The organism is Streptomyces sp. cg40 (genome assembly GCF_050320165.1).
Lineage (GTDB): Bacteria > Actinomycetota > Actinomycetes > Streptomycetales > Streptomycetaceae > Streptomyces > Streptomyces hokutonensis.
This window is the reverse complement of record NZ_CP190128.1, coordinates 9,668,412-9,681,187: the sequence shown is the minus strand read 5'-3', so window position 1 is coordinate 9,681,187 and position 12,776 is coordinate 9,668,412. Positions and strand designations below refer to the sequence as shown.

Below are 12,776 nucleotides of genomic sequence, written 5' to 3'. Positions count from 1 at the left end.
TGGACAGGTGTCCAGTTATAGTGGACACCTGTCCAAGACGACGAGGGGTCGGCTGATCGTGGAAACGCTCGCGAACGTGCTGGTGGGCCTGGTGGCCGCGCTGCATCTGTACATCCTGGTGCTGGAGATGTTCCTGTGGCAGAAGAAGCCCGGGCGCGGCCTGCACGGCTTCGACCCCGACATGGCCAGAGCCACCGCGCCGCTGGCCGCCAACCAGGGGCTGTACAACGGCTTCCTCGCCGCGGGTCTGATCTGGGGCCTGATCGCCGCCGACCCGACCGGCTTCCGCGCCCAGGTGTTCTTCCTGAGCTGTGTCGTGGTCGCGGGCGTCTACGGCTCGGTGACGGCGAACCGCCGGATCCTGTTCGCGCAGGCGCTGCCCGGGGCGCTCGCCCTGGCGGCCGTGCTCGTCTCCCGGTGAACCGCGCCGAGCCCGAGGACCCGCGGGCCGCCCGCACCCGGGCACGGCTGCGCCAGGCCCTTCTCGCCGAGTGCGCCGAACACCCCCTGGAGGAGGTCGGTGTCGCCGCCCTGGTGCGCCGGGCCGGGGTCGGCCGGGCCACGTTCTACGTCCACTACGACAGCCTGGAGGCGCTCGCGGTCGACGCCTGCGCGGATGTCGTACGGGACGCGGTGGAGGCACTGCACGCCTGGCGGGGGCGGCCCGATCCGGTGCACGCGCCGCCCGCGCTGCCGGAGTTCTTCGCCGGGCTGCTCCCGCACGCGGCCCTGTACCGCGCCCTGTTGAGCCCCGGCGGCGGTGGCCCGCTGGGCCGCGTGCTGCACCGGGACCTGCGCGCCTACAGCCTCCGCGAGCGCGAACTCGCGGGCGCGGCGGACGCCCCGCTGGTCGCCTCGGCCGTCGCCGGGACCTTCGGCGGGGTGCTGGCCGACTGGCTGCACGGGCTGTTGGAGGGCACGGCGGAGGAAATCGCCGACCAGGTGTGGCAGTTGCTGGTCGCGCTGCACATGAGCCGGTGACGACGGTTCACTGACAGCCGATGCCGAGCGGTACCGAAGGCCAGGCCTCCACGCCGTCGGAGGTACGGACGTACGCCGTCGACCGGTCCGGAGTGAACCACAACTGCCAGTCGTGGAACCGGTATCCGGTGTCGCGCGCCCCCTCGGGCATGCGGACGTCTCCGTTGTAGGGGGCCGAGAGCGTGTCCGTCGAGAACAGCCCTTCGGGATCACGGACATACGTCCTGCGGTCCGCTCGCCGACCCATCTGCAGGAAGTGCGCCGTCTGCGAGTCGCAGTGCGCTGCCCCGGCCGAACTGCTCAGCACCGTGGTCGGCACGCGACGGCCGTCCCGGTCGGTCCAGATCTCGTAACCGTGCGCCTCGGCGAAGCCCGCCGGGAATTCGGCCGGATCGCAGGAGGCGCTGGACTCCGGACCCCAACCCGGCCTGTTCTTGCGGTCCTTGGCGACGACGACGGCGACCTTCGTGCGGCCGTCGACGTCGTAGGAGAACAGCACGCGCCCGTCCGACCTGCGCTCGACGCGGTAGCCCGTGCGCGGCACGTCCGGCTGCTCCATGTCGAAGTACGCCCGCAGACCGCCCTCGGGGGTCTTGCCGCCGTCGCCCTCGCTCCAGGCGTCGGCGCCGCCGCTCTCGTACATCGCCCCGTCGCACTCCAGCGCCCGGCCGGCGGCACCCGGCTTGTCGGCGCCGGTGGCCGGTGCGTACAGCGGTCCGCTGTAGGGCGTGGCCGGCGGGCTGCCCGCGACCACGACGTCCTTCCCGTCCCCGCTGTCACCGCACCCCACCGCCGTCACGGCCGCCAATACGGCGACCGCCGTGAGCCCTCTGCGCATGCTCTCCCCCTCGTGTGTCGTTCCTACGACGCGGGGGCGGGCCGAAACGTTTGGATTCAGCGGGCTTCCTGGAACGTACGCCGGTAGGCCTGTGGGGAGACCCCGATCGCCGCGTGCAGATGCTGGCGCAGGGACGCGCCGGTCGCGAAGCCGACGCGGCCGGCGATCTGGTCGACCGACAGGTCGCTGGCCTCCAGGAGGTCGCGGGCGCGGGCGACCCGCTGCTGGATCAGCCAGCGGCCGGGGCTGAGGCCGACCTCGTCGTTGAAGCGGCGGGCGAAGGTGCGCAGGCTCATGCCGGCGTGCCGGGCGAGGTCGTTCAGGGCGAGGGGTTCGTCGAGGTGGCCGAGGGCCCAGTCGCGGGTGGCGGCCGTGCTGGTGGCACCGGAGTCCGGTACCGGCTGCTGGATGTACTGGGCCTGACCGCCGTCGCGGAAGGGCGGGACGACGCAGCGGCGGGCGACCGTGTTGGCGAGCTCGCTCCCGTGGTCCGTGCGGACGATGTGCAGGCAGATGTCGACTCCGGAGGCCGCGCCCGCGGAGGTGAGGATCCGGCCGTCGTGCACGAAGAGCACGTCGGGGTCCAGTTCGACCTGCGGATACAGGGCCCGGAAGCGGTCCACGACCTGCCAGTGGGTGGTGGCGCGGCGGCCGTCGAGGAGTCCGGCGGCGGCGAGCACGAAGGCGGCGGTGCAGATGGAGACGATGCGTGCGTCGGGCCGGATCCGGGCGAGGGCGGCGGCGATCTCGGCGGGCAGGCCCTCGGGGATGCGCGGGGTGGCCATGGAGGCGACCACGACCGTGTCCGCCGTCTCCAGGATCTCCGGCCCGTGCTCCACCGCGATCGAGAAGTCGGCGTCGGTGCGCACCGGGCGGCCGTCGACCGTGCAGGTCAGCACCTCGTAGCGGCCGTCGGCGGCGCCGAGGATGCGGCTGGGGATGCCCAGCTCGAAGGGGTAGACGCCGTCGAGCGCCAGGACAACGACCCGTTCCACATGCTGCATGGCACGATTCTATCGAAGGTTGGCCATCATGCCATTTTCTTGTCGGGCGACTCCCGGCAGGCTGGTCGACCATGAGCACTGTGAACACCATGCGCGTCATCACCCAGCACGTCCTCGGCGGTCCCGAGGTCCTCGAAGTGGCCGAGGTCGAACGGCCCGCGCCACGCGCCAACGAGATCCTGGTCAAGGTGCGGGCCGCCGGCCTCAACCCCACCGACTGGAAGCACCGCGCCACCGGCGGATTCCTCGGCGAGCCGCCCTTCGTCCTCGGCTGGGACGTCTCCGGGGTCGTCGAGGCCGTCGGTGTGGGCGTAGCCCGCTTCAAGGCCGGCGACGAGGTCTTCGGGATGCTGTCCTACCCGTGGGGCCACGGCTCGCACGCCGAGTACGTCGCCGCCCCGGCCCGCGCCTTCGTGCACAAGCCGGCCGCTGTCGACCATGTCCAGGCGGGCGCACTGCCCTTGGTCGCGCTGACCGCGTGGCAGGCGCTGGTGGAGAACGCGGACGTCCAGCCGGGGCAGCGGGTGCTGGTGCACGCGGCGGCCGGCGGGGTCGGGCATGTGGCCGTGCAGATCGCCAAGGCACGCGGCGCCCATGTGATCGGTACGGCGAGCGCGGGCAAGCACGACTTCCTGCGCGAGCTGGGCGTGGACGAGGCGATCGACTACCGGGAGACCGACTTCGCGGAGGCCGTGAAGGACGTCGACGTGGTCCTGGACACGCTCGGCGGCGAGACCGGACTCAGGTCGCTGCGGGTGCTGCGGCCGGGCGGGGTCGTGGTGTCGATCATTCCGATCGGCAAGGACGACTTCTACGAGGAGGCCGAGCGGCTCGGTGTGCGGGCGGTCCGGATGCTCGTCGACGCCGATCGCGCCGACATGGAGGCCATCGCGGAACTCGTCGAGACGGGGAAGCTGCGCGCGACGATCGCCGGGGCGTTTCCGCTGGCCGAGGCCGCCGAGGCACACAGGCTCGGCGGCACCGGCCGGACTTCGGGCAAGCTGGTGCTGACGGTCGACTGAGAGGGTCGGCTCAGAACGTGAGCACGGGCTTGATCGCCTTGCCCGCGCTCATGTCCCGTACCGCCTGGTCGATGTCCGCGAACGGGTAGGTCGTGATCAGGCGGTGCAGCGGGAGCCGCCCCTCCTTCACCAGCCGCACGAGCGCGGGGATGAAACTATGCGTCTCGCTGTCCCCGAGGGTGAGGCCCTCGATCCGCCTCCCGGGGATCAACCCGTTGACGTCCAGGGCGACTTCACTCCCGAACGGCGGCGCTCCCACAACGACCAGAGTGCCCCGGGCGGCGAGCGCGTCGGCGCCCTGGCGGAGGACGGCGACACTGCCAGTGGTCTCGACGATTCCGTCGGCACCCTGTCCGTCCGTCAGCACCGCGAGGGTCTCGCCGAGGTCGGCCTCCCCCGCGTCGACGGTGTGGGTGGCGCCCAACTCCTTTGCCAGCAAGAGTCGTTCGGTCACCTTGTCGACGGCGATGATGCGGGTGGCGGGGGTGAGCGCGGCGGCCATCACCGCGGACAGGCCGACCGCCCCGGCGCCGAGCACCACGACCGTGTCGCCGAGCCGGGGCTTGAGGACGTTCCAGACGGCACCGACCCCCGTCTGGACTCCGCAGCCCAGCGGGGCGATCGACTCCAGCGGTACGTCGGGGTCGACCTTGACGAGGCTCCGCTCGTCGACCAACGCCCGCTCGGCGAAGGAGGATTGCCCGAAGAAGTGGCCGCCGAGGGGCTGTCCGTCCCGGCTGATGGTGCTGCTGCCGTCGGCGCGGCGACCGCCGATGAGGTTCAGCGGGAGCCAGGTCGCGCAGTAGGCGGGGTGCCCGCCCTGGCAGTTGCGGCAGTCGCCGCAGGAGGTGAAGGACAGCACGACATGGTCGCCGGGCGCGACTCCGGTGACGGCGGAGCCGACCTCTTCGACGACACCGGCGCCCTCGTGGCCGAGAACTCCGGGGAGCGGGAAGGGCAGTCCGCCGCTCGCCACTCCAAGGTCCGTGTGGCACAGGCCTGTTGCGACGACGCGGACCAGCGCCTCGTGCGGACCCGGCTCGGCCAGTTCGACGTCGCCGAGCGTGAAGGGCGCGCCGCCCGACTCGACGACGGCCGCGCGCGTGGTGGTGGACATCGTACGAACTCCTCTGTGTGCATGGTCGGTCGAGCGAGATGTGCGAGACATGGGCGGGGTCAGTCGAGCGAGACGACGACGGACTTGGTCCGGGTGTAGGCGGCGAGGCCCTCGGGGCCGTACTCGCGGCCGAAGCCGGAGTCCTTGACGCCGCCGAAGGGGACGTTGGGGTCGAGCATCGCCCAGTCGTTGATCCAGACGATGCCCGCCTGGAGGCGGTCCGCGATGCGGTGGGCCCGGGCGAGGTTGCCGGTCTGGACACCCGAAGCCAGGCCGTAGGGCGTGGAGTTGGCGAGTTCGACGGCCTCGTCCTCGGTGTCGAAGGGCTGCACGGTGAGGACCGGGCCGAAGATCTCCTCCTGGACCACCCGGGAGTCGTTCGCGAGATCGGCGATGACGGTGGGCTTGTAGTAGTAGCCGCCGTCGAGGTCGAGGCGCTCGCCCCCGCAGACGATGCGGGCGCCCTCCTTGCGGGCGAGGTCGACGTACTCCTCGACCTTGCGCAGGTGCTTCTCCCCCGCCATCGGGCCCACGACGGTCTCGGGCAGCCGGGGGTCGCCGAGCGGTACGCCGGGGACGGCGTCGGCGAGGATGTTGAGGAGGGTGCTGTAGACGGGGCGGGCGACCAGGAGGCGGGGGCCGCCCATGCAGAACTGGCCGGTGTTGAAGACGAAGCCCTTGATGACCGCGCCGACGGCCTTCTCCAGGTCGGCGTCCTCGAAGACGATGTGGGCCGCGTTGCCGCCAAGCTCCATGGTCACGGGCTTGAGGTTCTCGCCGGCGACGCTCGCCGCGTGCCGGCCGACGGCGGTGGAGCCGGTGAAGGCGATCTTGTCGACGCCCGCGTGCCGCAGGAGGGCCTCGCCGGCGACCGGTCCTGAGCCGGTGACGACGTTGACGACACCGTCCGGGACGCCCGCCCGCTGGAGCAGTCCGGCCATGTAGAGGGCGCTGAGCGGGGTCTCGTCGGCCGGCTTGTGGACCACGGTGTTGCCGGCCGCCAGGGCGGGGGCGAGCTTCGAACCGGCGAGGATCAGGGGGAAGTTGAACGGGGTGATCGCGGCGACCACGCCGAGCGGCTCGCGCTTGGTGTAGGCGAGCGCGTTGAGCGGGGTGTCGCGGGTCGAGCCGTCCAAGGAGAAGGCCAGGGCGGCGTAGTGCTCGTAGTCGTTGGCCGCGTTGGTGACGTCGACGGCGTGGCACAAGGTGATGGGCTTGCCTACGTCCAGGCTCTCCAACCGCGCGAGTTCGTCGGCGTTCTCGCGGATGAGTTCGGCGACGCGGTGCAGGATCCGGCCGCGCTCGCGACCGCTGAGGCCGGACCAGCGGCCACTGTCGAAGGCCTCTCGGGCGGCGCGGACGGCCGCGTCGACGTCGGCAGGGCCGGCCTCGGCGACCGTGGTGACGACCCGGCCCCGGGACGGGTCGACCACCTCGGTGCGCGCTCCGTCGGCTGCCTCGCGCCACTGCCCCCCGACGAACAGGCGGCCGGGTTCGATCTCGAAGGCGGTCATCGCCACTCCTCAGCATCGTTGCCAAGATTTCAACCAACAGGATTCCTGTTGGTTCCTCGTCTGGTCCGCAGTCTCATTACAGACAGGTTTCCTGTCAATGCTCTAGGGTGAATCCATGGCTGAATCCCTGGTTGGCGCCCAAGCGACGAAGACACTCCCGTCCCTGCTGTACATGGTCAAGCAGGTGGAGCTGGTCGTCCGCTCGCGCCTGGACGAGCTGGTCAGGCCGTATGGCGTCACCGCACTCCAGTACACCGCGCTCACGGTCCTGGAGCGACACGACGGCCTGTCGGCGGCACAGCTGGCCCGCGATTCCTTCGTCACCGCGCAGTCCATCGCCGACCTCGTGCGCTCACTGGAGGGCCGCGGGCTGATCCGCCGCGAGCGCAATCCGCGCAACCGGCGCGAGCTGCTGATCCTGCTGACCGGCGAGGGGCGCGAGCTGCTGGCGGGGTGCGCGGGGCCGGTGCGGGAGCTGGAGGAGCGGATGGTGCGCGAGCTCACAGCGCACCAGAGCGAGCAGTTCCGCCAGGCACTTTCCAAGGCCTGGCACGCGCTGTCGTAGTGCTACCTGGAACATCTCAGAAAGCTCTGGCTCGATTCGAAGACATATGTCAATCGAACATGCTCAAATTCACTCCATCGAGGGTAACTTGCAGGGCGGGGAACGGTTTTGTGCTCAACCCCGCTTCACCGAGGGCCGGTTGGAGGGGATGTGGTCGTGCAGCAGGAACCCGCGCCGCTCACCCGGCATCTGCGGATCCACCAGGACCGTGGGTTCACGGTCCTGGAGTTCCGCGGGGAGATCGACATCGTCGCGGCGATGGAGATCCTCCCGTCCCTGGACCGGGTGACGGGACGGCCGTGCGCGCGGATCGTGATCGATCTGCGGCAGGTCGAGTTCTTCGACTGCTCGGGGCTGCGCCTGCTCTACCGGGCGCGGCAGCGGATGCTGGAGCGGGACGGCAGGCTGTATCTCGTCTGCACGCACCCGCTGACCCTGCGCATCCTGCGGGTCACCGGTCTGAGCCGGCTGCTGCCGCCGCAGCCGACGCTGGACGCGGCCCTGGGGCAGGCGGAGACCACCCCTACCTGACGATGCGGGTGACCTGACCGGCGCCCACCGTCCGGCCGCCCTCCCGGATCGCGAACTTCAGCCCCTCCTCCATCGCGATGGGTTGGATCAGCTCGACGTGCATGGTCGTGTTGTCGCCCGGCATGACCATCTCGGTGCCCTTCGGCAGGGTCACCACACCGGTCACGTCCGTCGTGCGGAAGTAGAACTGCGGCCGGTAGTTGTGGAAGAAGGGCGTGTGCCGGCCGCCCTCGTCCTTGGACAGGATGTAGGCGCGGGCCTCGAACTCCACGTGCGGGGTGACCGATCCGGGCTTGATGACGACCTGCCCGCGCTCCACGTCCTCGCGCTTCACCCCGCGCAGCAGCAGTCCGACGTTCTCGCCGGCCCGGCCCTCGTCGAGGAGCTTGCGGAACATCTCGATGCCGGTGACGGTCGTCTTGGTCTTCTGCTCGTGGATACCGATGATCTCGACCTCGTTGTTGACCTTCAGCACCCCGCGCTCGATCCGGCCGGTGACGACCGTGCCGCGCCCGGTGATCGTGAAGACGTCCTCGATCGGCAGCAGGAACGGCCGGTCCACGTCCCGTACCGGCTGGGGCACGAACTCGTCGACGGCGTCGAGGAGTTCGAGCACCGAGGCGGTCCACTCCGGGTCCCCTTCGAGGGCCTTGAGCGCGGACACCTTGACCACCGGGAGGTCGTCGCCGGGGAACTCGTACTCGGTGAGCAGCTCCCGCACCTCCAGTTCGACCAGTTCCAGGATCTCCTCGTCGTCGACCATGTCCGTCTTGTTGAGCGCGACGACGATGTACGGCACGCCGACCTGCCGGGCCAGCAGGACGTGTTCCTTGGTCTGCGGCATGGGTCCGTCGGTGGCCGCGACGACCAGGATCGCGCCGTCCATCTGGGCGGCGCCGGTGATCATGTTCTTGATGTAGTCGGCGTGCCCGGGACAGTCGACGTGCGCGTAGTGGCGGCGTTCGGTCTGGTACTCGACATGGGCGATGGAGATCGTGATGCCGCGCTGCCGCTCCTCGGGCGCCTTGTCGATCTGGTCGAACGGCGTGAAGGGGTTGAGGCCGGGGAAGCGGTCGTGCAGCACCTTCGTGATGGCCGCCGTGAGGGTGGTCTTGCCGTGGTCGATGTGCCCGATGGTGCCGACGTTCACATGGGGTTTGGTCCGCTCGAACTTCGCCTTCGCCACGGCGAGTCCTCCTGATCACCTCGGTGCTGCCGAGTTGCTCCGTCCCTTCATGTCTATTCGTTCGGCGGCGCGTCGAACAGGGCGCTGACGGACTCACCGTTGTGAATGCGGCGTACGGCCTCCGCGAGCGCCGGGGCGATGGAGAGGATGCGCAGCTTGTCGGTGCGCTCCTCCTCGGGCACCGGCACCGTGTTGGTGCAGACGATCTCCAGTACGTCGGGCTGCTCGCCGATCCGCTTGAGCGCACCCGCCGCGAACAGGCCGTGCGTGCAGGCGACCCGGATCGAGCGCGGCTCCAACTCCCGCAGCCGGTCGAGGAGTTCGAGCACGGTGCTGCCCTTGGCGATCTCGTCGTCCAGGACGATGACGTCCCGGCCCGCGATGTCACCGATCACCGAGCTGATGACGACCCGGTCGTCGGCGTAGCGCTGCTTGGCGCCGGCCGCCACCTGGGCGCCGATCAAGCGCGCGAACGCGGCGGCCTCCTTGGCGTTGCCGAGGTCCGGGGAGACGACGGTGGTGCGGGAGAGGTCGTACTGCCGGAAGTGCGCGGCGAGTTCGCGCAGCGCGTGCAGATGGTCGACCGGCACCGAGAAGAAACCGTGCACCTGCGGCGAGTGCAGCGTCATGGCCAGGACACGGCTCGCGCCCGCCGCCACCATCAGGTCGGCGACCAGCCGTCCGCCGAGCGAGATGCGCGGGGCGTCCTTCTTGTCGGAGCGGGCGTAGGAGTAGTGCGGCATGACGACGGTGATCCGTCCGGCGGAGGCGCCGCGCGCCGCGTCGCACATCAACAGCAGCTCGACCAGGTTCTCCTGAACCGGTTTGACCAGCGGCTGGATCAGAAAGACGTCCCGTTCCCGGCAGTTGGCCTGGAGCTGCACCTCCAGGCAGTCGTTGGCGAACCGGCTGACCCGGGTCGGGCTGAGCGGTACACCGAGATGCGCGCAGACCTCCTTCGCCAACTCGGGGTGGGCACTCCCGCTGAACACGGCGATGTCTCGCACGAACGGCTCCTCGCATGATCATTCCCGGCCGTGCCTCATGCTACTGACCCGGAAAACCGGTTGCGGACGCCCGGCGGCCGCACGTCATGATGACCGCGTCCGTGCCCGCCTCCCGTCAGGAACCCTCACATGCGCCGACTCCTCGGAATCCACCAGCCTCCCCACTGGACGACGGTTCTCGAGGACTCGACCACGCATGCACACCCTGAACATCGGAATTCTGGCCCACGTCGACGCCGGTAAGACCAGCCTCACCGAGCGGCTGCTGTTCGACCACGGCGCGATCGACCGGCTCGGCAGCGTCGACACCGGTGACACCCGTACGGACGACGGCGCGATCGAGCGCCGGCGCGGGATCACCATCCGCTCGGCCGTCGCCGCCTTCACGTCCGGCGACGCCCAGATCAACCTGATCGACACCCCCGGCCACGCGGACTTCGTCGCGGAGGTCGAGCGCGCCCTGGAGGTGCTCGACGGCGCGGTCCTGCTGCTGTCCGCCGTGGAGGGCGTCCAAGCGCAGACGCGGGTCCTGCTACGAACCCTGCGACGGCTACGGCTGCCCACGCTCGTCTTCGTCAACAAGATCGACCGGGCGGGTGCCCGCGCGGACGACCTCGTGGCGGACATCCGGCGCCGGCTGACCCCGCACGTCGTACCGCTGACGCATGTCACGGGCCTCGGCACGCCCGCCGCCCGCGTACTGCCCCGCCCGCCCGGCGACCCGGACCTGGCCGAGGCACTGGCCGACGTCGACCCGTCCGTCCTCGCGGCGGTCGTCGACGGCCCGCACCCCACCCCGGACGACCTGAGCAAGTCCCTCGCCACCCGCACCGCCGACGGCTCGATCCACCCGCTCCTCTTCGGCTCGGCCCTCGGCGGCCAGGGAATCCCCCAACTGGTCGAGAACATCGTCCGGTTGATCCCGCCCGCGCCGACCGGCCCCGGCACCCCGCGAGGCACGGTGTTCGCGGTCCGCCCCGGTCCCGGCCGCGAACGGACGGCGTATCTGCGGCTCTACGACGGTGAGGTGGCCGCTCAGCAGCAGCTCACGTTCCGCCGGCACGGGGCGGACGGGCGGGCCGTCGAGGTCTCCGGACGGGTCACGCGACTCGACGTGATCGGCCGGTCCGGCCCGCTGACCGCCGGGAACATCGGCGCGCTGACCGGCCCGAAGGACATCCGGGTGGGCGACCGGCTCGGTGAACTCACCGAGCGGGCACCGCAGTTCGCGCCGCCGACGCTGGAGACGGTCGTACGGGCCCGGTGTCCCGAACAGGCGGCGGCGCTGCGCTCGGCGCTGCTGGCGCTGGCCGACCAGGACCCGCTGCTGCACGCGCGGCCCACCGCTTCCGGGGCGACCGTGCTGCTCCTGTACGGCGAGGTCCAGAAGGAGGTCCTGGCGGCAACCCTGGTCCAGGACTTCGGCGTCGAGGCCGACTTCGAGCCGAGCCGGGTGCGGTTCCTGGAACGCCCGGCCGGGACCAGCGAGGCCTGCGACGAACTGCCGTGGCACGACGGCGCCCGCTACTGGGCGACGATCGGGCTGCGCGTCGAACCGGGAGAGCGCGGCTCGGGCGGGGTCTTCGCGTACGAGACCGAACTCGGCGCGCTCCCCCGCGCGTTCCACCAGGCCGTCGAGGACACGGTCCACACGACCCTGCTCAGCGGGCTGCACGGCGCACCGGTGACGGACTACCGGGTCACCCTCACCCGGTCCGGGTTCGTCGGCCCGCTCAGCACGGCGGCCCACTTCAGGGCTCTCACCCCGATCGTGCTGCGCCGGGCGCTGCGGCTGGCGCGGACGCGGCTGTACGAGCCGTACGTCGCGTTCGAGACGGAGGTCCCGCGGGACGCGCTCGCGCCGGTGACCTCGCGACTCGCCTCCTGTCGCGCCGAGTTCACGGGGACCACCGGGGGCGTCGGTTCCTGGCTGATCACCGGGGAGTTGCCGGCCCGGCGGGTGCGGGACGTGGAGTCGGCCCTGCCCGGGCTCACGCACGGTGAGGGGGTGTGGTGGTCGCGTCCGTCCGGCGACCGTGAACTGCGGTCGCACTGAGGTGTGTTGGGGCGTTCGCGGACAGTGTCACAACATGGAGCGGACCGTGATCCGGAAAGGTCACGGGACGCATGGGGCGGGGCGGCCGGGAAATGCTGTCTGCGCGGTCGACCAGGGCTTCTGGCGGTCCGAACAGTGACTTTTCACGCCCGTGCGCCCTCCGTGCCCCCGTCGGCGCGACCGTTCCACCAACGCGTCGGTCTGACAGGGCATTTGGGGGGCATGCGGATACCGAGGAAGGGAGGGCCGTCCCCATGACGACTTCCATCAGCCGTATACCCCGGCGCATGCCGGGCTGGGCGAAGGTGCTCACCGCCGTCGTCGTTGTGATCGCCGTGCTGTTCGCCGGGCTGAGGCTTGCCGTGCTCCCGGGACTGCGGGACATCTTCGGCACCGAGACCCACGACCGTTCGGGTCCGGCGCTGCTCAAGTCCATCCAGGACATGAGCCGTTACGACGCGGCCTCCGGCAACTTCCAGGTCGTCGTGGACCTGGAGAAGGACGCCAAGTTCCTGCCCCAGGCGATCCGCGGCACCCGCACGCTGTACGTCGGCGCGGGCACCGTGGAGGGCTATGTCGACCTGGGCGGGCTCGGCAAGCAGGACGTGACGGTCAACGACGACCGCACGTCGGCCACCATCAGGCTGCCGCACGCGACGCTCGGCAAGCCGGCGCTGGACCCGGACCACTCGTACACGGTCTCCAAGCAGCGCGGGCTGCTGGACCGCCTGGGCGACATCTTCTCCGACAACCCCAACAGCGAGCAGGCCGTGCAGAAACTCGCCTCCAAGCACATCGCCGAGGCGGCGAAGACCAGCGGTCTGACCACCCGCGCCGAGACCAACACCACCAACATGCTCAAGGGCCTGCTCGGCTCGCTGGGCTTCACGACGGTGACCATCTCGTACGCGTCCTGAGCGGCCGCCGGAGACCCGTGTGCGGGCACGTCCACACC

13 protein-coding genes are annotated in these 12,776 nt (G+C 70.7%); 7 read left to right on the top strand and 6 right to left on the bottom strand.

Going from position 1 to position 12,776, the window contains the following annotated elements; all coding sequences use genetic code 11:
• Positions 1 to 58 precede the first annotated feature (58 nt).
• Positions 59 to 421, top strand: a complete 363-nt coding sequence (locus ACQHII_RS43705; protein WP_427924474.1) for a DUF1304 domain-containing protein — start codon at positions 59 to 61, stop codon at positions 419 to 421.
• Positions 418 to 981, top strand: coding sequence for a TetR/AcrR family transcriptional regulator (locus ACQHII_RS43700; RefSeq protein WP_427924473.1), 564 nt, complete (start codon positions 418 to 420; stop codon positions 979 to 981). The genes ACQHII_RS43705 and ACQHII_RS43700 overlap by 4 nt, the downstream gene beginning before the upstream one ends.
• Before the next feature lie 7 nt (positions 982 to 988).
• Here the strand turns inward: ACQHII_RS43700 and ACQHII_RS43695 are convergent, their stop codons facing one another.
• The gene (locus tag ACQHII_RS43695; protein WP_427924472.1) at positions 989 to 1,819 is read right to left on the bottom strand and encodes a hypothetical protein; all 831 of its coding nucleotides are present in this window, start codon (positions 1,817 to 1,819) and stop codon (positions 989 to 991) included.
• 56 nt (positions 1,820 to 1,875) lie between these two features.
• Complete coding sequence (locus tag ACQHII_RS43690) at positions 1,876 to 2,823, bottom strand: GlxA family transcriptional regulator (RefSeq protein ID WP_427924471.1); 948 nt, start codon at positions 2,821 to 2,823, stop codon at positions 1,876 to 1,878.
• Between the two features lie 71 nt (positions 2,824 to 2,894).
• On the opposite strand from ACQHII_RS43690, the gene ACQHII_RS43685 reads away from it, so the two are divergent.
• Positions 2,895 to 3,845 carry an NADP-dependent oxidoreductase gene (locus ACQHII_RS43685; RefSeq protein ID WP_427924470.1) on the top strand — a complete coding sequence of 317 codons (951 nt, stop codon included), beginning with the start codon at positions 2,895 to 2,897 and terminating at the stop codon, positions 3,843 to 3,845.
• Positions 3,846 to 3,855: 10 nt separating this feature from the next.
• Here the strand turns inward: ACQHII_RS43685 and ACQHII_RS43680 are convergent, their stop codons facing one another.
• Positions 3,856 to 4,962: an NAD(P)-dependent alcohol dehydrogenase gene (locus ACQHII_RS43680; protein ID WP_427924469.1), complete on the bottom strand. Its 1,107-nt coding sequence runs from the start codon at positions 4,960 to 4,962 to the stop codon at positions 3,856 to 3,858.
• A gap of 59 nt (positions 4,963 to 5,021) precedes the next feature.
• Positions 5,022 to 6,476: an aldehyde dehydrogenase family protein gene (locus tag ACQHII_RS43675; RefSeq protein WP_427924468.1), complete on the bottom strand. Its 1,455-nt coding sequence runs from the start codon at positions 6,474 to 6,476 to the stop codon at positions 5,022 to 5,024.
• Between the two features lie 115 nt (positions 6,477 to 6,591).
• On the opposite strand from ACQHII_RS43675, the gene ACQHII_RS43670 reads away from it, so the two are divergent.
• Positions 6,592 to 7,041 carry a MarR family winged helix-turn-helix transcriptional regulator gene (locus ACQHII_RS43670; RefSeq protein WP_019068512.1) on the top strand — a complete coding sequence of 150 codons (450 nt, stop codon included), beginning with the start codon at positions 6,592 to 6,594 and terminating at the stop codon, positions 7,039 to 7,041.
• 150 nt (positions 7,042 to 7,191) lie between these two features.
• Positions 7,192 to 7,572 (top strand): anti-sigma factor antagonist, encoded by a 381-nt coding sequence (locus tag ACQHII_RS43665; protein ID WP_427924467.1) that lies wholly within the window; start codon positions 7,192 to 7,194, stop codon positions 7,570 to 7,572.
• On the opposite strand, the gene tuf is transcribed toward ACQHII_RS43665, so the two are convergent.
• Both tuf and ACQHII_RS43655 read right to left on the bottom strand, forming a co-directional pair.
• The gene (tuf, locus tag ACQHII_RS43660; protein WP_427924466.1) at positions 7,565 to 8,758 is read right to left on the bottom strand and encodes an elongation factor Tu; all 1,194 of its coding nucleotides are present in this window, start codon (positions 8,756 to 8,758) and stop codon (positions 7,565 to 7,567) included. The genes ACQHII_RS43665 and tuf overlap by 8 nt on opposite strands.
• Positions 8,759 to 8,811: 53 nt before the next feature.
• Entirely contained in the window at positions 8,812 to 9,765 is a 954-nt protein-coding gene (locus ACQHII_RS43655) for a ribose-phosphate diphosphokinase (RefSeq protein ID WP_427924465.1), read from the bottom strand.
• A 196-nt stretch (positions 9,766 to 9,961) separates the two neighbouring features.
• On the opposite strand from ACQHII_RS43655, the gene otr(A) reads away from it, so the two are divergent.
• Together otr(A) and ACQHII_RS43645 are read left to right on the top strand one after the other, a co-directional pair.
• A complete protein-coding gene (gene otr(A), locus ACQHII_RS43650) occupies positions 9,962 to 11,821 on the top strand; it encodes a tetracycline resistance ribosomal protection protein Otr(A) (RefSeq protein WP_427924464.1) in 1,860 nt (619 codons plus the stop codon).
• A 254-nt stretch (positions 11,822 to 12,075) separates the two neighbouring features.
• Positions 12,076 to 12,738 carry a DUF4230 domain-containing protein gene (locus ACQHII_RS43645; RefSeq protein ID WP_427924463.1) on the top strand — a complete coding sequence of 221 codons (663 nt, stop codon included), beginning with the start codon at positions 12,076 to 12,078 and terminating at the stop codon, positions 12,736 to 12,738.
• The last annotated feature ends 38 nt before the right edge of the window (positions 12,739 to 12,776 follow it).